The following is a 20,486-nucleotide window of genomic DNA, read 5'->3' on the forward strand; positions in this document are numbered from 1 at the left end:
CAGCACCGTTATTCGTGTTTATATTGAGATAACAAAGCCCCTGTTATTCTTCAATAATCGTCACTTTCTCGATCACAATACTCTCTTTTGGAACATCGTCAAATTCACCGATAGATTTAGTTTTAATTTTTGCAATTTTCTTAACCACATCCATACCAATCGTCACTTCACCAAATACCGCATAACCCCAACCAGCATTCGTGGTGGCAGTGTGATCAAGAAAAGTGTTGTTAGCTATGTTAATAAAGAACTCACTGGTGGCAGAGTGAGGGGCATCAGTGCGCGCCATAGCGATAGTACCGTTTAAGTTTTTCAAACCACGGTTCGCTTCATTAACAATAGGGGCACGCATCTCTTTTTCTTGCATATCAGCCGTGAAACCACCGCCTTGGATCATAAACCCTTTGATAACACGGTGAAAAATAGTGCCTTCGTAAAAACCATCTTGGCAATATTTTAAGAAGTTTTTTGAGCTTACCGGCGCTTTTTCTTTGTGTAGCTCAATGTGTATATCGCCGAAATTGGTAGTAAAAATAATCATACAGTTAACGTCTATTTAAAAAGTAATTGGGAAAGATTATACGTAGTTTCTTAGTTTATGTTGAATTCTTTGAATATCGCATTGCCTACTTCCACAATCACTTGATTACGTGAAGCCATGTCTAAATTCGTTTGAGTTAGATAAATCGACATAATAATAGGCGCACGCTTTTCATTCCATAGAACAGCAGTGATACCACGAGATCCAAACCCACCCGCACCAGAGCGATCCGCAATTGACCAGTTTCTTGGAAGAATCGAACGTAATAATGGATCTGAAACTTTATTATTTACCATCCAATTTTTTAATGTTTTCTCGTCTTTTGGAGTCAGGGTTTGACCAAATAACAGCTCATTAAGTGTGTTTGTCATCGCATTTGGAGTCGTTGTATCCCTTACATCTCCCTCTTGTGCTTCATTCAATTCCGGCTCAATACGATCTAATCGAGTAATTTTGTCGCCAATTAAGCGTAAGAAAAGCGTGAGAGAAGTTGGAGATCCTGTTTGGGCTAATACAATATTGGCCGCAGTATTGTCACTCATCAGCATAGTCGCTTCGCATGCGCTCTCTGTACTAATGGTTTCACCGATGAACTTTTCAGTGATGGGAGACCATGGAATGAGAGATTCTTGAGTCACTCGTGTTAGTGCTTCTTTATCTAAAAGGCCGTTGCTTGAGTTATACAGCATTTGAGCACAAAGCAGAGTTTTAAAGGTACTCATCATTGGAAAGCGTTGGTCGCCTTTATAACTCCACGTAGTATTTGTTGCGGTATCTAGAACTGAAATACCGATAGTACTAGAGCTTGATAGTTCAATGGCTTCAACCGTTTCTAATGTAGAAGAAGCAAATACAGAGTGAGAGAGTAACGTTAAGCAAAAAAGCAGTGTGTTATGTTTCATTATGACTCCTAAAGGATATATTTTATAAAGATAGCTTAATCAAATTTTCGTTGGTAACGAGGCAGCATACTTTCATTGCCTAATAAACCACCTTGATGGATATAAACTAATGTTTGATTGAGGTTATTTGGAATCCAATCATTCAAGCAGCGCCACATTAAGGGGTCGTATAGTAGCTCAAATTCAACGTCAGTTTGTAAGAGGAGTGTTTTCCACATTTCGTAATCATGACGGTATAACTTTCCAAAATGGTGTTTTTTCGTTGGTGTTAAAATCTCAGGATGTTCGGTTTCACCAAGCTCTAAAAATTGCTCGCTAAGGTAGGCATCTCCACCAACACAGGCACAAGTAATTACCTTTATATCGTGGGCTTCTAAATGTTTATGAAGAAACAGTGCCGTTGTTCCTGTACCAGAAGGTAAAGCCACGGTTAGAGAGGCTAATCTCTGTTCTTTCTTCCATTGAATAAGCTCTGCTGCCAATTGCTTTACGCCGCTTTCAGCCAAACCACAACGGCCGCCTTCAGGCACAAATAATTCATGCTCGCTTGGCTGCCTAACTTGTTGAATGTAATCTAAGATCCCTAGCGTGCTGCCGTTATCTAGTTGGGCGTTATCTGTCTCATTTAACGCGATAATATTTGCGCCAAGATCCAATGCTGCACGGTAATTTCCCTTTGGATTTTCTTGTAAAAAAGAGGGAACATGGTCAACGTAAAAATCTAACTGCCAGCCTTTTAATTGTGCCAGTGCTGCTAATGAATAAAGAGAGTTTGCCTGTGGTGAACCATAACCAATGATCGTAGTAATATTAGGAAAATCACCATCTAATAAGCCCATAAATTTGCGAGCTTTATTACCAGAAAATTGAGGATGAAGTTTATCATCGCGCTTCAAATAGAAATCGACACCATTAAATTGATGCTGAGTTACGGGGCTATTTTGGATTTTCATGATGAGGCTTGGTATCAGTAAGGGAAAGGGGGAGTAATGACCTTTCTGATATTTGAAAGGTCATCTGACAAATAAATGAGTATAAATTACTTCTTCATCATCGCTTTTAAATCAGCAAACGGGTTGTGTGTCGCTGTTTGGTGATCGTCTTGCCCCGCTTTAATTGCAGAGCCATACTGGTCATGCTCTGTGTATTTTGAATGCTCATGATCGTGACAGAAAAGGCACAAAAGTTCCCAGTTACTGCCGTCATTTGGATTATTCGTATGATCGTGATCTTTATGGTGAACCGTTAACTCACGTAAGTTTGAATAGACAAATTCACGCGCACAATTACCACAAACCCAAGGGTACAGTTTTAATGCTTTTTCACGGTAACCCACTTCTTGACGGGCATAAGTGGCACTAGAGCCATAAAAATCAGATGACATATAAATCTCGACTGCTAAAGTTAATACAATAATTATATGGAAAGAATATACCACGTTTTTAAGGAGAATAAATGCTATCAAAATTAGAACTGAGAATTCCTCCGCCGTTAGTCATGCTGCTATTTACGGCGGCAGTATTTGGTTTTGATAAAATACTGCCGTTTGATCTGTTTTATTTACCTTGGCTAACTTATGTGCTTGTTATTAGTTTAATCGCACTTGGTGGGGGCGTGTCGTTATGGGGTGTAAAAGAGTTTAGAGACGCTAAAACTACAGTAAATCCATTAAAACCAGAAAACAGCTCATCGCTTGTGAATACGGGTATTTATCAATACACACGTAACCCTATGTACCTCGGTCTCTTGCTTATTTTACTCAGTTCAGTGGTTTATACCCAACACCCACTTGGTTTGGTGAGTGCGCTTAGCTTTGTTGCGTATATCAACCGTTTTCAAATCGAACCAGAAGAAAAAATCTTGGTTACACTTTTTGGTGACGAGTTTATTGACTACATAAATCAAGTTAAACGCTGGTTTTAATTTGTCATAAATGCAATGAAGCGAACCTGACATTTCTATGGCAGAGATTTGAATAATTTCGTCTTAGAGGTCACGAAAAATCAAGCTGAAATATCTTATTATGTGTTTATAAATTAAGCATCATGGCTGGGGTGTGATATGAAACATAAAATAAAATTATTGATTAAAATAGTCCTGTTTTTTGCGTTTTTCGGCGTAGTAGGTCATGTATTTGCAGCAGATGAGTTAAGTGCAAATGCAATAGTCGAAAAATCAGATGCTCAAATGCGTGGGAATTCACGTTATACAGAATCAACCATGAACATTATACGTCCTGATTGGACACGCAGCATGAGCATGTCTTAGAGGGGTTATGGTATTTGACGATGGACAACTGAAAGAAGATAAACAACAATAACTGCCCATTTTGTGAGATAGATCTTGACCTTAATCTGATAGGACATAAACTCCGTTGATTAGATTTATTTAAGAAGGCATAAGCGATTCCGTTTTATGTCTGTTTCTATTCATTGACGAGGTTAAGTCATGTCTAAACGTGATTATTATGAAGTCCTTGGTGTCTCCAAAAGCAGCACAGAAAAAGAGATCAAAAAAGCATACAAACGTCTTGCGATGAAATATCACCCAGATAAGAATCCGGATGATGCGCAAGCGGCAGACAAATTTAAAGAGATAAAAGAAGCCTACGAAATTCTAACTGATGCCGATAAACGCGGTCAGTATGATGATTATGGTCATTCAGCATTCCAAAATGGTGGCGGTGGTTTTGGCGGTGGTCATAGCCAAGGCTTCAGCGGTTTCGAAGATATTTTTGGTGGCGCATTTGGCGGCCGTTCGCGTGGTGGTTTTGGCGGCGGCGGCGGATTTGAAGATATGTTTTCTCAGCATCGTCAACCGCGTGCGCAAAAAGGGCAAGACCGTCAATTTAACCTAACGGTTGAATTTGCAGAGGCGATTAACGGCTGTGAGCAAGTTATTGAATTACCAGTCAATGGCGTAAACAAAAAAATCAACGTTAAAGTACCAGCAGGTATTGAAGATGGTGAGAAAATTCGTTTTGTTGGCAAAGGCGAAGCAGGCGCATACGGCGGCCCAGCGGGTGACTTATTAATTCAGATTAATACGCGTCCGCACACACACTTAAAACGTGAAGGTAATGATTTAATTTGCCCAGTAACGACCAACTTTGCGACAGCTGCATTGGGTGGTGAAGTTGAGATCCAAACCCTAGAAAGTCGCTTTAAATTAAAAGTACCAGCAGGAACTCAAAGCGGCCGTAAATTCCGCATGAAAGAAAAAGGCGTGAAGAGCCGTAAAGGAGCGACGGGTGATCTAATGGTGGTTATTACTGTGGCGACACCGACGAATCTGACTGAAGAGCAGAAAGAACTGTTAATAAAGTTCAGGGAACTGTCGTAACCTGATTAATATTAAACAGACATGATACTTATCTAGAATAGGTATCACTAAGGGGGCATGAACTAATGAAGAAAATATTCACACGGTTCGTGCCTTTTTTATTGCCTATTAGCTTATCGAGCCAGGCTCAAATTCCCGGTTTAGCCCCAGAAAAAAGTTGGGATTTAAACGGCTATGTTAAGTACATGGCAACCAGCACCATCTTTAATTCTAGCGAGACTATTTTTGATAACATCGTTCATCAACGTTTTAATTTTGAATTCCGATTTAATGATCAATTACGCGTGAATTTGGGTATGCGTAATCGCCTACTCATTGGCCGATGATTGGCAATTAATTGCTGTTGTACAATATTTTGATGGATAGAGCGATAGCGTGTTTGGAGAAAATCCAAGTACCTTGCTATATGCTCAAATCCAATGGAGCTTTTAACGATGGTGATGCATCTATTTTGGACATTTAGAATAATCTTGGCTGTGATTTTTTTATTCTTTATGATAGCAACCATTGGAATTGAGAATTTATCTTTTGGAAGAAAACCTAATTATGAAAATTGATCTAACTACCTTAGTAACAGAAAGTCGCAATCAAGCCAGTGAAAATATTGATGTGTTGTCAACGGTTGAAATGCTGACAGTGATTAACCAAGAAGATCAAAAAGTCGCTTTAGCTGTTGAAGCTATCCTTCCTCAAATCGCAGAAGTGGTCGATGCTATTGCAATCGCATTTCAATCGGGTGGACGCTTAATCTATACCGGTGCAGGCACATCTGGTCGTTTAGGTATTTTAGATGCAAGTGAATGTCCTCCTACTTATGGTTCTAACCCTGATTTAGTGGTTGGTCTAATTGCTGGTGGTCATAGAGCGATTCTAAAAGCAGTAGAAAACGCAGAAGATAATCGTGAATTAGGCGCTTTAGATTTACAAGGTCTCGGCCTGAATGAGAAAGACGTATTAGTAGGTATCGCAGCGAGTGGTCGTACACCTTACGTTCTTGGTGCAATGGAATACGCGAAATCAGTTGGGGCGACAGTTGCAACATTAAGCTGTAATCCAAATAGCCCAATGACTGACTTGGCAGACATTAACATGACGCCAGTAGTGGGCCCTGAAGTTGTGACTGGTTCATCTCGTATGAAAGCTGGAACGGCTCAAAAATTGGTTTTAAATATGTTAACGACAGGGGCGATGATCCGTACCGGTAAAGTATTTGGCAACTTAATGGTTGACGTAGAAGCAACCAACGCAAAATTAGTACAACGCCAAAAGAATATTGTAATAGAAGCGACAGGCTGCCCAGAAACAGAAGCAGCTGAGGCGTTATCTCAATGTAATAATCACTGTAAAACAGCCATTTTAATGGTTTTGTCTGGGTTAGATGCAAAAAGCGCGAAAGCAAAGTTAGCAAAACATAATGGCTTTATTCGCAATGCACTTTTAGACTAATAATCGCTAAGGCCTCACAGGTAGCACAGTGAGGTCTTTTTTATGCCTAGCTAACCAACAAGAATAGCGTACAATGCTCCCAATTCTCAAATAGTTAGGAAAGCCAGTGGCTATCAAACCAACCATCTACAAATTTCGTGTCGCATTAACAGACATGAATCGTGATCATTATGATTCAGTAAGCTTAACCATCGCTCAGCATCCATCAGAAAGTGAAGAGCGTATGATGGCTCGTGTATTGGCATTTTGTTTGAATGCAGAAGAGCGTCTAACGTTTACGAAAGGATTATCTGCGATTGATGAGCCTGATATTTGGGTACGTGAATACGACGATACGATCTCTCTTTGGATTGATGCTGGTGAACCTGATCCTGAGCGTATGAAAAAAGCATCGCGTCAGTCAAAAGTGACTAAAGTGTACAGCTTCAATTCAAAATCTGAAGTGTGGTGGAAACAGAACGAAAGTAAATACAAACAATATCCTGTTGATGTGGTTCGTTTTGATTCTGAGCAAATCCACTCATTTTCTGCATTATTAGAAAGAACGATGGAAATGTCAGTGATGATCACGGGTGATTCTGCGTTTATCTCAGCAGCGAAAGGCGATTGTGAAGTGACGTGGGAAACTCTGCAATCGGTTGAATAATAATGAAAGGGCAAAGAGTGTAATACTGCTATTTCCTTTCTAGAATCTAGTTCATAATGCCTTCTGTTTTATATTAATAATCAGAAGGCATTTTTTATGGAACTACCATTGATGGATCTTAGTTTACTCTTTGCAATGATCTTGATTTTTATGGGTTCATTTGTGCAAAGCGCCATTGGTTTTGGCTTAGCCATTGTTACTGCGCCACTATTATTTTTAATCTCTCCAAACTATGTACCTGCACCCATCGTGATTGTTGGCTTATTTTTATCCATCATTAATGCCTATAAATACAAAGCAAATGTCTCTTTTCGTGGCTTAGGCTATGCTTTTTTGGGCCGAATTCCAGGCTCTATATGTGGTGGTTTATTACTTTATTATGTAGATGCAAAACTGCTGTCACTTTGGATTGGTGTTGTCGTACTACTTGCCGTTGTTATTAGTTTATTGCCGTTTCGTATTGAGCCGAATAATTCAAGAATGACGATTGCGGGTTTTTTCTCTGGCCTATTTGGTACTAGTTCAGGCATTGGTGGCCCTCCAATGGCGCTGCTATTACAACATCAAGAGGCGAATTTAATTCGTGCTAACTTATCCGCTTTCTTTGTGGTGAGCAGCGTTATTTCATTGGCGGTTCAAGTACCTGCTGGGTACATGAGCTTGAGTCATTTATATCTAACTTTACCGTTATTGCCAGCGTCATACATTGGCTACTTAGTCGCGATGAAAGTCGTGGATAAAATAGATAAAGAGACGATCAGAAAAGTGTCTTTGGTGATGTGTTCAATATCGGGTGTGGCAGCGATTGTGTTAGGAATGAGATAGCGGTTTTATACATTAATGAAAAGAGAAAAGAGAAAAGAGAAAAGAGAAAAGAGAAAAGAGATAAAGAGAAAAGGGTTAATGCCTGCATATACAATGCAGACATTAACCACAAAGGTAGATTAGCTTGGCGAGTTCAATCTTGTTTTAATCGCCAGTTTTGCATCTTCATTTGCTTGTTGTGCTTCGTCTTCGACTTTTTGACGCATAAGGTCATCAAAGACAACACGCGCTTCTTGAGCAAGCTCAGACGCCGCTAGCTTCGCATCTTTAGCGTTCATTGAATCATCCGTTAGTTGACGTAATTTCTCAATGATCTCATCTGGAGCATCGCCTAAATCAACGCTTGATTCACCACGTGCTAATGCTTCTTTACGTAACTGCTTTTTCAGCATCCAGATTGCGTCGTTTGCTTCACGCTCAAGATCGGCTGCTTCAATTGCGTTATCACGTAGTTGCTCAAAGCGAGCCAATGCTTGGCCTTCTTTACTCCAAGGATCAACATCTGGTAAGTCAGAAATGTTGATAACAGGATCTACGTAATCATCTTGGTGTGATAAGTCTAGCATTGCCGCTTTAACACCAGAGATCATTAGCATTACAGCGATAACTAATAATGGTAAACCACCAACAATTGCTGCTGTTTGTAATGTAGCCAAACCACCCATAAACAGTAATGCTGATGGCATAAATGATAGAGTGAAAGCCCAGAACAGACGGTTCCAACGCATTGGATCTTCAGTCACGTTAGTTTGTACTACTGACGCTAAAATATAAGAGATAGAGTCAAACGTTGTCGCGGTGAAAATCACACATAACAAGGTAAACAAAGCAATAACGAAAGTACTAAACGGCAGTGTTTCTAAAGTAGCGAAGATGGCACGAGTCGCCCCCTCGGAATTTAGAATACCTACCACATCTAACTCCCCAGATAACTGCAGAGATAAACCGTAGTTACCTAGAATGATGAAGTACATTGAACAGCCCAGAGAGCCGAAGAAAATCGCACCAGAAACCATTTGCTTAATCGTTCTACCGCGTGAAATACGAGCTACGAATAGACCCATACTTGGTGCAAATACTAGCCACCACGCCCAGTAGAAAATAGTCCAATCTTGTGGGAAGTGAGTATCTGCAAAAGGACCCATACCACCAAAAGGTTCAGCCCAAGTCGCCATCACAAAGAAGTTAGACAGCATACGACCGATTGAATCTAGACCTGTTTCTAACATGAAGATGGTTGGACCACAAACCAATACAAACAGCAATAAACCTAATGCACCCCAGAAATTAATGTTACTTAAAATCTTAATGCCTTTGTCCATGCCCATGTACGATGAGTAAGCAAAGATAGCGGTACAAACCATAAGTACTGCAATTTGGCTGCCAGTTGATGCTGGAATACCAAATAGGTAGCTAATACCTTCATTAATCAGTGGTGCTGCTAAGCCTAAGGTTGTAGCCGCGCCGCCTAATAAACCGAAGATAAACAGTACATCAATGACTTTACCTAACTTACCAAAGCTGTTTGCTTCACCAATAACAGGCATAAGAGCAGCAGAGACTTTTAGTACAGGTTGTTTACGCACATAGAAGAAGTAAGCGATTGGAATTGCAGGGATCATATAGATACACCAAGCAATTGGACCCCAGTGGAACAGGCCATAAGTCGCAGCCCAACGAATTGCTTCTTCACTGCCAGCTTCTAGTTGAAACGGTGGGTTTTGGAAGTAGTATGCCCATTCAATAGTACCCCAGTACAAAATACTTGCACCGATGCCACCACAAAATAGCATTGCCGCCCAAGACGCTAATGCAAATTCAGGTTTTTCATCTGGGTCACCCAGTTTGATCTGACCGATATCAGAAAAAACGATATAGATCATGAAGAAAAATGCGGCCAAACCTAGAGCTAAATAAGCAAAGCCTAGTTTGTCGGTCATAAATGTTTTAGCAACGGCAATCCACGCAGCCCCTTCTTCTGGAAATACCAGTAAAGGAATTACAACAGCACAAAGCAAAAATATTGCGCCGAAAAAAGTGGGTTTATCGATAAGCTCGAAGTGTTTTTTCATTTTTATTATCCGCAATAAATACAGAGTCAATTATTAAGTACGCACACTAACAACTCCCCCATACTGAGGGGACCAGACGGGTTTAACTTAAAATTAATTGAGTCTAAATAGTATATGCGGACGGCTTTTTTGAGTAATGTAGCGCTCAACAATTGTCCAAATCAAGATAGATATGGATTTTTGTTAAAATAGTGCTAATTCTTCAATATGTCGACAAACTTTTTTCTTCATTTGACAAAAAGTGTGACGCATGTCTCATAATATATCATTGCCCAAAACACGCTGACGAATAAACGCGCTAATGGGTTAAATATCTCTATAAATAGAACCGTAATGCTTGAAGTATCAATAACTAGGCTTAGACAATCAAAAAGTTGCATTCCTATTTTTAATGAGCGTATTCTACAAACAGACAATTAATTATAAATAGGATGCATCATGATCTATCCTTTCACAAAACAAGACTCAACACTTGACCACTATTTTTCTCATGCAATCGCTGATCCGTATCGTTGGTTAGAAGATGATAGAAGCGAAGAAACAGAAGCATGGGTAAATAAACAAAATGAAGTCACCTTTGATTATCTTACTCATGTCGATTTTCGTGATGATATTCGCGCTTTAATCGCAAAAGGTCAGGATTACCAAAAAACATCACAGCCATTCAAGCGTGGTGATTACACTTACTTCTACCAAAATGATGGCTTACAAAATCAAAGTGTCTTATATCGCTCAAAAGAAGGCGGAGAGATAGACGTCTTTCTTGACCCAAACACTTTTAGTGAAGAGGGAACCACCTCTTTAGGTTCGGTTAGTTTTTCAAAAGACACCTCATTAGTTGCCTATTCAATATCAGAAGCGGGCAGTGATTGGCGCAAAATATTCGTATTAAATACAGAAACTAAAGAGCAGATTGAAGCACCAATTGTCGATGCTAAATTTACCGACATCTCATGGTTAGGTTCAAAAGGCTTTTATTACTCAAGTTATGATAAGCCCGAGGGCAGCGAATTATCCGCCAGAACCGAGCAGCATAAGCTCTACTTTCATGAGATAGGCAAACCACAAACTGACGATGTTGTGGTGTTTGGTGCCACAGAAGAAGAGAAGCACCGCTATGTGAGTGGCTATACCACAGAAGACGATGCATATTTGGTTATATCAGCCGCGACCTCGACCTCTGGAAATAAACTTTATCTTGAGCGTTTAAGTTGCGAGAACCCCACTCGAATCACCGTAGTAGATCATACTGATTCAGATACTTACGTAATTGAAAATAATGACTCGCTCTTATTAATGTACACCAACCTAAATGCACCAAACGGTAAGATTGTTTCTTATAATGCAGTCACATCTGATTGGTTAGATGTTATTCCAGAGCAGCCCCAACCGTTAGATATTAGCGTTGGTGGAGGAACCTTATTTGCAACGTATATGGTTGATGTTCTTAGCCAAGTAAAGCAATACGATTTTTCAGGTAATTTATTACGAGAAATTGCGCTACCGGGCGAAGGGCAAGTGACAGGATTTTCAGGCAAAAGAGAGCAAACGGATCTGTTTTTCACTTTTACTAATTATGTTACGCCACCAACGATTTATCAATTTGATGTCAAAACAGGCTATACCGAATTATATTTAGCTTCAGCATCGCCTTTTGATTCTGAGAAGTTTGAGTCAAAGCAAGTGTTCTATACCTCAAAAGATGGCACTCAAGTTCCAATGCTTATCTCTTATCGAAAAGGCATTGAGCTTGATGGCACCAATCCAACCATTCTTTATGGCTACGGTGGCTTTAACGTCAGTCTAACACCAAGCTTTAGTGGCGTAATGGCCAGTTGGTTAGAGCTAGGTGGAGTGTATGCTATCCCCAATATTCGTGGTGGCGGAGAGTATGGAAAAGCGTGGCATAACGCAGGGACTCAACAGCAAAAGCAAAATGTCTTTGATGATTTTATTTCCGCTGCGGAATATTTAATCGATATGGGTTATACCGACTCGTCACATTTGGCAATTCGTGGTGGCTCAAATGGGGGGTTATTGGTTGGCGCGTGTATGACTCAACGTCCTGAACTATTTAAAGTCGCGCTGCCAGCGGTTGGTGTATTAGATATGCTTCGCTACCATACGTTTACCTCTGGTGAGGGCTGGGCGTACGACTTTGGCACATCAGCACAAAGTGAAGAGATGTTTGAGTATTTACGAAACTACTCGCCAGTGCATAACGTGAAAGAGGGCATAGAATATCCTGCGACATTAGTAACCACCGCTGATCATGATGATCGTGTTGTTCCTGCGCACTCTTATAAGTTCATTGCCGAGCTACAAGCCAAGCAATCAGGAGATAACCCTGTATTAATTCGCATTGATGTAAACGCAGGTCATGGCGCAGGTATGCCAATTTCAAAATCAATGGATTTAATGGCGGATGTGTATGCGTTTACGCTGAATAATATGCAGGTGAATCCGTTTAAGTCATTTTAGTTGTAAGCTAAGAATACAATACATAGAGTGATGATAAAAAGCAGAATGGGCATTACGCGTCATTCTGTTTTTGTATATTAACGTAGCACTGAGGGTTTAGAAGCAGATAATTACTTAAATTCGTAATTATATAATACGCTTACTTACAAAGATCGCTTATCATAGGTACATGACTACATTTTGGATGGAACTGTGAAGCAATCAAATATCTGGACATTCCCAACGACAATAATTTTCTCATTTAATATATTTTTTGCAATTTTAATAAGCTATTTTTGTTCATCATTTTTTTCAATTGAATTTGAAAATTATCAGGTCATCTCATTTGTTGTTGCAACCATGGTTGTTTGTTTTATGAGATATGACTGGAAGGCTGCGCCTGCTATATTCGCGGCATTGAGCAGTTATTACCTTTACAGTGGGCGAGATCTCTCAACGTCACTAATTTTAGCAGTAACGATCCCTTTAGTTCCCTATTTAATTATTGCTATTTTTAACCAGTTTAGAAAGGGTAATCGTTCTATTTCATCTTTACTGTCCATTTACTTTTTCTTGTTTGGATTATTATTTCCACTGTTAAATTCGGCTGCATTTGTAGCTATCAGCTATGTAACGGAAAAACAACATATCTCAGTGGAATTCTTAGCATACTCTATGTTGGGAAGTGCGGTTACATTATTGACCTTAGTACCATTTTTAATACTTTGTGTCGAACTTGTTCGTAATCACTCTAGTAAAAATCACATCAAATTTGATAGAGAAATTCGCTCGTCAAAACCTAGTGATATTAGCTTTAAACTATGGCTAGCGTTAAGCTTGATACCTTTGTTGTGTGGTTTTGTTTTTGCTAATGATATTGAGCTTACCTTTATCTGCCTGATTGTATTTATGATTATAGGAACAGGGATCGGGAAGCACGGCCTGTTATTACCACTTGTAATTAGTACGTTAACGTCATTGGCGATTAATTTTGTCAATATAGATAGAGTTAATAGTCAGCAACTGCTTGATAGTAACTTCTATGGTTTTCAACTTATCATGCTGATTATAATTATGCTGAGTTATCGTCTTGCTTACTATGTGCTACGTAATCATGAAATAATGCAGGAGAAAATCAGCTCAGAGCGCCTTGATCCCTACACAGGTTTATTTAACATTACGCAACTGAAAGACGACATTAAAAATAAAGATAAAGTCGTACTCATATATCTTAATTTAACACCAACACTGTCAAAAATTAGTGACATTGGGCACGAGGGTCAGACGTTATTAATTCAGCAGTTACAGAAACAGTTGAATAATTTTGGCTACATAGAACGCTGCTATAGGCCTCCTTTTTCTTTAGGTATTCTAGGTTTTTGCCAGCAGAGCGATGCGACTCAAGATAAATTCAAGAAAATGACTGACTATTTAGATAGTTTTCAGTTTTATAGAGGCAACACCTCTATTGGCCTCGTTGATCCTACGCTTCATTTCATTAACGTTACCAATGAGATGAGCATTGAACATGTTATTTCACATCTATGTGATCAGCCTTGTTTGATTGATACCCCGTTAAATTGGGTAGAAGCCCCTTTGCTTGAAGAACAAGTTAGTAATTTGAGTTATATTCAAAATATATTTAAAAATAACTTGTTTGAACTTAATTGTCAGCCTTACTGTAACCTTACTGACAAGAACTCAAAACAGCATAGCTTTGAAGTTCTTGTACGAGTTAAGCTAAACGATGGGGATGTTCTGCATCCATCAGAGTTTTTTCCTCTTATCGGGCAGTTTGGTTTGGAAACTCGTCTTGATCAATGGGTTGTTTATAACACCTTCAAACTACTTAATGAAAAAGTGGGTGACTGGGAGATAATTTCTAAGTGTGCGATTAATTTGACAGCGAAATCTTTGGGTAATCCATCATTGGCAAAGAACCTATTAGCAATGGCGAGTAAGTTCCACATTCCCTTAAATAAGATCTGCTTTGAAATCACAGAGTCGTCAGCACTACAAAATGAGCAGCAAGCGATAGATACGATCAGTACACTACGAAAAGCAGGCGCTAAAATCGCCTTGGATGATTTTGGTACAGGTTATGCGAGCTTCTCTTATTTACGTAGGCTTCCTTTAGATATTCTGAAAATTGACGGTGAATTTATACGAGATTTACCAAGCAATGAAATCGATAGATTGATTGTGAGTTCAATCAGCTCAGTGGCGAAGGAGCTCGCACTTGAGACCGTTGCAGAATTTGTTGAAACCTCAGTGCATATGGATATTTTAGAGGAACTTGATATCACTTATGCTCAGGGATATGGGATAGCGAAGCCAAGACCCTTAGTTGACTTCTTGTCTCAAATTAATGGCCAATAAGGTGATAATAGACACCTGTTTTAAGGCGTATTTGAGAATCTTGACTAAGGACTAACAAACCTAATTATAGGGATAATAAAAAGCAGAATGAGGATTAAAATTCATTCTGCTTTTTTTGTCAGTTAACTTAGCTAAAAATGCTTATGCTTGTTCAACCAATTCAGCGTTTTTTGGTTGTGAGCTTGTCATCATCTTATTTAATTTAGGTGCGGTGATCGCCATTACGATAGCAACCGCTAGAGTAACAAAACCGATATTTTGGAACAGTTCAGTATAGACAGGCAGAGTATCTAGAGGATCGGTAAGATGCTCAGGAGTTGCACTGAATGTTGCAATGTAACCACCAATGATGAATGAAGCAGCTTGAGTTAAGAACCATGCCCCCATCGTAAAGCCCATTAAACGTTGCGGAACCAAACTCGCCACCATCGCAAGGCCAAGACCACTGATCATCAACTCGCCTAAACTTTGGAATAGGTACACCAATACCATCCACCAAACAGAAACCATACCAGCTTGGTCTGCAAACCAATTACCAGCCGCAGCTACTGATAAGAAACCAAAAGCACACATAAACATGCCAACAGTAAATTTACCTGGCATAGATAAGTCTTTGTTTTGGTTTCCATAGTAAGTGTATAGGTAAGCCAATATAGGGCTACAGAAAATCACCCAGAACGGATTTAATGCTTGTAGACTAACAGGGTTAATATCAATACCAAACAACTCAGAGTGGACGTTATTAATGGCAAAAAAGTTAAGTGATGTTGGCATCTGAGCATATAACACATAGAAAATAATCGCTTGCAGCATAAGAATGAAAGCCACAATCATTTTGTTGCGTTGTTCACCTGTCTCTTTAAAGGTTTCTTTTAAGAAGAAGCCAACCACACCAACACCGATTAGAGCGAGTGCTAAGTTCGCCATCATGATGTTTTGCAATAGCCATGCACACACAAGGGTCGATGCAATCGTACCAATTAAAACGATAAGCGCTTTGGTTTTGTTGAGAGGCAGATCATCAGGTTCAGAGCCAATTCCTTGCACTGTACTGCGCAATGAAAAGTAGCTAAATAAACTAGCGATAAGACCCAAACCACAGATGATAAATGCGTATTCATAGCCATAATTATTAGCGATAACAGGGCTTAGAGAAAGCGAAACTAAAGAGCCAATGTTGATTGACATATAATAAAGGGTAAATGCGCCATCTAAGCGTGAATCGCCTTTCTCATAACACTTAGCCAGTAGACTTGATGGGTTTGCTTTGAATAAGCCATTACCAACCGCGATAGCCCCCAGAGCCAAATAGATAAAGTTAGGATTTAAAATTGAAAATCCCATTAAAAAATAGCCGAGAGCAAGAACGACAGCACCAAAAACCATGGTGCGCTTTGTACCTAGAACATAATCACCGACGTAGCCACCGACAGAGACAAGACCATAAACTAAAGCAGCAAATGCACCAAAGGTAACAAAAGAGTCTTGCATGCTAAAACCAAGCTTATCTACGAAGTAGACGGCGAGGATCCCTTGAAGTCCGTAGTAACCAAATCGCTCCCATAGTTCAATGAAAAATATCATCTTAAATGGCTTTGGTTGGTTTAATATATTCATTTTATTTCCCATATTAGTTATATCACCTAGCTTTTTGTAATTGTGGCGGCATTAAAAACCAATTTGAAAAATTAAAACGTGATATCTGTTTGTTTTGACATTTCTCTCTGTGACTCATGTCACATTAGATTAAATACTCTAATTATTAACCATTAGGGAAGCTGAATTGAGCAAGAAAGTTAAGTGGTAATTAGGTTGGTAAGTTACTGAAAGGTTAATGCCTAGTGTTGGTTGTGTGATTTTGTTCTGTTTTGATGTGATGAAGTGAATTAGATTTGCTAATCAATAATGGATGTTTTCTAACGCGCATAAAGATAGAGTTCTTGATGTATAAGGCCTTGGTATGTTCGTAGCGCGTATCTCTATCGTTATTAATGGCATGACAACAGGTAGTACTGAATCTATTCAAGCACTGGAATCCATCACCATTATTGCAACAATGCCATTCACCATTATTCTGTTGCTTGGCAGTGGAAGTCTACTTAAAGCTCTATTGACGGAAGTTGATAAACCAAAGGCAGTAACCAAGCGAGTTAGCTAATTAGGTTAGCTTGTGGCTAGATTAAGAGCTAAAGTAAAAGTTAGATTTGCAATAAAACTCTCTGGTACTTTGTGCTGGGGAGTTTTTTTATGTAAAACTAGGAGATAATTTTCGTGAATGAATCACTAGGAATAGTGAAGGAAGTCATTTTGTTTCATGATACGTATATGCATATCGTTAATCTATTATAAACCCAGTGACTTCACTTTAGATTACCTTCATAATCTTGATCGTAGTTAACGTTAACTAAATGGATTATATGACTAATATTGACGAAAAGACGATCATCGAATGGATCAAAAAACAAGAATTTTCAAAACTAACATTTTTAGACGAATGTTGGCGATCTCATCAAAATGAATGGTATCTAGGGTTTTATTACTTTATCCAGTATTTAAAGCAAGAAAATTTAGATGATGTGTTTTCTGAAATATCCTCACGACACGAGAATGACTCTTCTGCTTATTGCTACCTTGGAGATACAGCGCATAAGATATATAGTTTCATCAATGAAAGTCACATAGCATCTAGTTTCTATAGGCATGCTATAAAACTTGATCCAAACAATGCCTATGCTCATTCGGGGCTATTCATTACAGATAACGATAAGGATTCGTGTATCAATTCATTGACGCTTGATTATGGTAACGAGCAATTTGAACTTTTAGCTAACACGATCCATAACCTAAGTCACCACCGCAATCTTTTTTCACACTTCTCCCATGAAGACTGGCTATTGATCAAATCTGTTATTCAGGATGAGAGAGTGACGTGCGAGAAAGATATGCTTATTTTTGTTCTTTTCTATCTTGAAGAAGTTGAAGATTGTTTAGCCTTGATGGAAATGATGAGTACTGTAAGTGTTGAAATTATTGAGGAATATTTCAATCGAGGCTTAATCAATAAGGAGTTTGCGTTGGCAAAGCTTTATTATTGGGAGATTGATAAATTTTTAGGCAATGACAAAAAAGGCATATATCAAGGATATGTTACGGAATCATTGAAAGGTAAACCAAACCCTACGAGGGGAGTGTTAATACAAAAAGCATTTCAAGCTGCCGAATATGAAGATGTGCTTACTTATCATGAAGAGGCACCTAAAGACGATATTCATTACCGAACTGATGTTAATGGGCGCCTGTATTACTTATTAGCACTGTCGTTTTTAAAGAAGTCCCCGAACAAGCAAGCCTTAGAGCTTATTAATGAAAGGGCAGATGGCTTGCGAGATGAATCTAAAACCTTATATCAAGCCGTTAGATGCAAACATAAGATTGATAGATTAGAGCAACTATTTTTAGAAAAAAAGCACGTAGACAGCAGTATTGATGGGTGGGCAATATACCAACAAGTGAAGGAAGCATTTGATTCTGATCTAATCAAGCATTCTATCTTTGAGCATTTAAGAAATGACCTAGAGTCAGTAAAGACTAAATGGAATAATGCATACTACGAAGCACAGCTAGTCAATATGAAAGTCAAATTGTCAAATAGTGATATGAATGGCGATGATTTTCTCCGTTTGTACAACTTAGGTATAGAGTGCAATGAATTTGATTTCGTAATTGAAAGTGTCACTGAGTTTCACACCAACAACCAACCGACAATGGCATCATACAATTGTCTAGGCGTCTGCCATGAGCGGAAAAATGAACTGAATCGTGCTTTTGAATACTACAAGCTTGCCTTAGAGTTAATGTATGTATCGAAAGACTACGATTACATTATTATTGGTAATTATGTTAGTTGTATAGAAAGACTTCCCGAAATAGAAATCACAAAAGAGGAGTATGAAGAGCTACGCTTAAGGTTCAATATCGATCTAGTTAATCAGTTCAAGTGGCATACGTTTACAGCTAAAACAGGTCGATTGTTTAAATACTCACCTTTTAATATTAATAGTATTGATGCACTTACAAATCAGTACTTCTATCTGGCGTCAAAAAAACAGTTAAATGACCCAATTGAACTACCAAAATTGAGCAAATTTAATTCAAATAGCCTTATAGATTCAAACTATCGTATCTGTTCTCTTTCTAATAATAATAATTCTATGTTGATGTGGTCTCACTATGCACAAGAACATAAAGGTATAATGGTCGAGTATCAGTTTTATGGAGAGTTTCCTTGTGGGGTCGGTATAGAGCAAGTCAGCTACTCTGATGATTTTAAAAGAAAAATAGAAGAAGACTCATATATTTTTAATCAACATCTTCTAACTAAAAATGAAGATTGGTCTTACGAAAGCGAAGTTAGAATATTCGCTAGTGGTAAGGATAAGGTGTGCTTTGATAGTTTTGACTATCCAAATACTGATCGTAGCAAAATCAATGCTCAAATTTGCAGTATCACATTAGGGTGCGATTTCCCTGATGATAAGAGAAAACTGGTCGAAAATATAGTGACCTTAATCAACGGAAACAAAAAAAATCACGAACCTCCAGTGATTTTAAGACAGGCCTACATTTCAGAAGATAACATATTTGCATTGAAGTATAAGGAGATACATTCGCCAACAATGGGGGTTTGATACACAAAAAACAAACCAAGCATCCCACTAATCAGAAATAGCATAATCAGCGCGAGTTTAACGCTTGCGCTTCAAAATAGGCATCTACAATGCCTGTAGTTATTCATTATTTACTAATATTCGGTTGTGTAAAAATGATTTATGTCCAAAAATAAGTTAGCCACTAAACCCACACAAAAAAATCGCTCCGATGCGACCTTTCCCTACAAAACCCTCAACGCTCTTTCTTTAAGCCCCTCAGTATACCCATTAATCTTCCAATGCTCTGGGCTCCAGCCTTTTACAAAGCGTTGAAAATCAGCCCAAGCAACGCTGAAAAATGGTCGCCACTCTTGCTCAATATCGTTACTTGCCTTGGTGTGACCTAAACGCAATAGGGCGGTGTTAAGCTGAGTAAAGTAATGATCCAGCAACTCAGTTTCAAGCTCTGCGCATTGCTCTGGCATAATCACACTGCTAATAAATAAAATCACATCTTTCATGCCGCAACCTTTTCCTATGTATTGGAAATCAACCGCAGCGACGTGTTTACCATCTTCAGAAAAACAGAAGTTTGCTAACTTAGCATCACCATGTACCAAGGTTTGATAGCGGCTATTTTTAAGGGTTTCATCAATCTTAACGGCCGCGTGTTTTAATGGTAAATCCGTTAAGGCTTCAAGCTCATCAGGGCGGGTATCTAAATGCCAATAGGTGCCAGTTTGCCATAAGCCAATAGGCTCAACATTAAGGTGGGCGGCATGAAAGTTTGCCAGCCACGTTAAGCAGGCTTTGGTTTCATTTATCGAGGTGCTGGTTTGTAATGGTCCCGTTTTTACGATTGGAAAACCACAGGTCGCTAAATCTTCCAATACCAAGATTAGCTCGTTATTACGCTGCTCTACGTATAAACAGCGCGGCACAGGGCAATGAGCAGAAACTGCATTGGCGTAATCTTGATACCAATTGAGCTCTACTTGGTATGAGTCGAGTTTACGTTGGTGTGATAAATCCGTATTCCAACCTCTAGGGTGAACTTTAGGCTTGGGTAGGGTGATTTGTTTAATGATAATAGAAGAGGTCGGGGCATGGGTTAAATGCAAACGCACCAATTCCCCATAGCCGCCCCACAAGGTTTGTAGGGTATCGGTTTGGGTAATTGATGCGTTTTCGAAACCCGAAATACGTGATAAATCAAACATGTCG

17 protein-coding genes and 1 pseudogene are annotated in these 20,486 nt (G+C 39.0%); 11 read left to right on the plus strand and 7 right to left on the minus strand.

Translation table 11 applies throughout. The features are described 5' to 3' along the window. Positions 1-43 precede the first annotated feature (43 nt). The 4 genes from PVK62_RS03370 to PVK62_RS03385 all read right to left on the minus strand — a co-directional run bounded on the left by PVK62_RS03370 (position 44) and on the right by PVK62_RS03385 (position 2,827). Positions 44-541, minus strand: a complete 498-nt coding sequence (locus tag PVK62_RS03370; protein ID WP_274444640.1) for a peptidylprolyl isomerase — start codon at positions 539-541, stop codon at positions 44-46. A 50-nt stretch (positions 542-591) separates the two neighbouring features. Next, positions 592-1,443, minus strand: a complete 852-nt coding sequence (gene bla, locus PVK62_RS03375) for a class A beta-lactamase (protein WP_274444639.1) — start codon at positions 1,441-1,443, stop codon at positions 592-594. 35 nt (positions 1,444-1,478) lie between these two features. Continuing rightward, on the minus strand, positions 1,479-2,396 hold the full coding sequence (locus PVK62_RS03380) for a 1-aminocyclopropane-1-carboxylate deaminase/D-cysteine desulfhydrase (RefSeq protein ID WP_274444638.1): 918 nt from the start codon (positions 2,394-2,396) through the stop codon (positions 1,479-1,481). 86 nt (positions 2,397-2,482) lie between these two features. After that, on the minus strand, positions 2,483-2,827 hold the full coding sequence (locus PVK62_RS03385) for a YajD family HNH nuclease (RefSeq protein ID WP_274444636.1): 345 nt from the start codon (positions 2,825-2,827) through the stop codon (positions 2,483-2,485). A gap of 71 nt (positions 2,828-2,898) precedes the next feature. On the opposite strand from PVK62_RS03385, the gene PVK62_RS03390 reads away from it, so the two are divergent. From PVK62_RS03390 to PVK62_RS03420, 7 genes and pseudogenes are all read left to right on the plus strand, one after another. After that, a complete protein-coding gene (locus PVK62_RS03390; RefSeq protein ID WP_274444634.1) occupies positions 2,899-3,366 on the plus strand; it encodes a methyltransferase family protein in 468 nt (155 codons plus the stop codon). A 138-nt stretch (positions 3,367-3,504) separates the two neighbouring features. Further along, positions 3,505-3,705 (plus strand): annotated as a pseudogene (locus PVK62_RS03395) (outer membrane lipoprotein-sorting protein); the annotation flags it as partial. Between the two features lie 186 nt (positions 3,706-3,891). After that, positions 3,892-4,785: a DnaJ C-terminal domain-containing protein gene (locus PVK62_RS03400; RefSeq protein WP_274444633.1), complete on the plus strand. Its 894-nt coding sequence runs from the start codon at positions 3,892-3,894 to the stop codon at positions 4,783-4,785. Between the two features lie 65 nt (positions 4,786-4,850). After that, positions 4,851-5,111, plus strand: coding sequence for a hypothetical protein (locus PVK62_RS03405; protein WP_274444632.1), 261 nt, complete (start codon positions 4,851-4,853; stop codon positions 5,109-5,111). 220 nt (positions 5,112-5,331) lie between these two features. Beyond that, positions 5,332-6,231 carry an N-acetylmuramic acid 6-phosphate etherase gene (murQ, locus tag PVK62_RS03410; RefSeq protein ID WP_274444630.1) on the plus strand — a complete coding sequence of 300 codons (900 nt, stop codon included), beginning with the start codon at positions 5,332-5,334 and terminating at the stop codon, positions 6,229-6,231. 106 nt (positions 6,232-6,337) lie between these two features. Continuing rightward, positions 6,338-6,877, plus strand: coding sequence for a YaeQ family protein (locus PVK62_RS03415; protein ID WP_274444629.1), 540 nt, complete (start codon positions 6,338-6,340; stop codon positions 6,875-6,877). A 111-nt stretch (positions 6,878-6,988) separates the two neighbouring features. Then, entirely contained in the window at positions 6,989-7,702 is a 714-nt protein-coding gene (locus PVK62_RS03420) for a sulfite exporter TauE/SafE family protein (RefSeq protein WP_443111756.1), read from the plus strand. Positions 7,703-7,821: 119 nt separating this feature from the next. Here the strand turns inward: PVK62_RS03420 and PVK62_RS03425 are convergent, their stop codons facing one another. After that, complete coding sequence (locus PVK62_RS03425; protein ID WP_274444627.1) at positions 7,822-9,774, minus strand: BCCT family transporter; 1,953 nt, start codon at positions 9,772-9,774, stop codon at positions 7,822-7,824. A 438-nt stretch (positions 9,775-10,212) separates the two neighbouring features. Here PVK62_RS03425 and PVK62_RS03430 point away from each other — a divergent pair, with 438 nt between their 5' ends. After that, positions 10,213-12,255 carry a prolyl oligopeptidase family serine peptidase gene (locus PVK62_RS03430; RefSeq protein ID WP_274444625.1) on the plus strand — a complete coding sequence of 681 codons (2,043 nt, stop codon included), beginning with the start codon at positions 10,213-10,215 and terminating at the stop codon, positions 12,253-12,255. A 354-nt stretch (positions 12,256-12,609) separates the two neighbouring features. Then, positions 12,610-14,613: a sensor domain-containing phosphodiesterase gene (locus PVK62_RS03435; RefSeq protein WP_274449338.1), complete on the plus strand. Its 2,004-nt coding sequence runs from the start codon at positions 12,610-12,612 to the stop codon at positions 14,611-14,613. A 141-nt stretch (positions 14,614-14,754) separates the two neighbouring features. Here the strand turns inward: PVK62_RS03435 and PVK62_RS03440 are convergent, their stop codons facing one another. Beyond that, positions 14,755-16,242 carry an oligopeptide:H+ symporter gene (locus tag PVK62_RS03440; protein WP_274444622.1) on the minus strand — a complete coding sequence of 496 codons (1,488 nt, stop codon included), beginning with the start codon at positions 16,240-16,242 and terminating at the stop codon, positions 14,755-14,757. Positions 16,243-16,573: 331 nt separating this feature from the next. On the opposite strand from PVK62_RS03440, the gene PVK62_RS03445 reads away from it, so the two are divergent. Further along, on the plus strand, positions 16,574-16,771 hold the full coding sequence (locus tag PVK62_RS03445; RefSeq protein ID WP_274444652.1) for a hypothetical protein: 198 nt from the start codon (positions 16,574-16,576) through the stop codon (positions 16,769-16,771). A 259-nt stretch (positions 16,772-17,030) separates the two neighbouring features. Next, a complete protein-coding gene (locus tag PVK62_RS03450; protein ID WP_274444620.1) occupies positions 17,031-19,301 on the plus strand; it encodes a DUF2971 domain-containing protein in 2,271 nt (756 codons plus the stop codon). Between the two features lie 203 nt (positions 19,302-19,504). On the opposite strand, the gene PVK62_RS03455 is transcribed toward PVK62_RS03450, so the two are convergent. Next, positions 19,505-20,482 (minus strand): phosphotransferase, encoded by a 978-nt coding sequence (locus tag PVK62_RS03455; RefSeq protein ID WP_274444619.1) that lies wholly within the window; start codon positions 20,480-20,482, stop codon positions 19,505-19,507. Positions 20,483-20,486 lie beyond the last annotated feature (4 nt).

It is taken from the genome of Aliivibrio sp. S3MY1 (genome assembly GCF_028765575.1).
GTDB lineage: Bacteria > Pseudomonadota > Gammaproteobacteria > Enterobacterales > Vibrionaceae > Aliivibrio.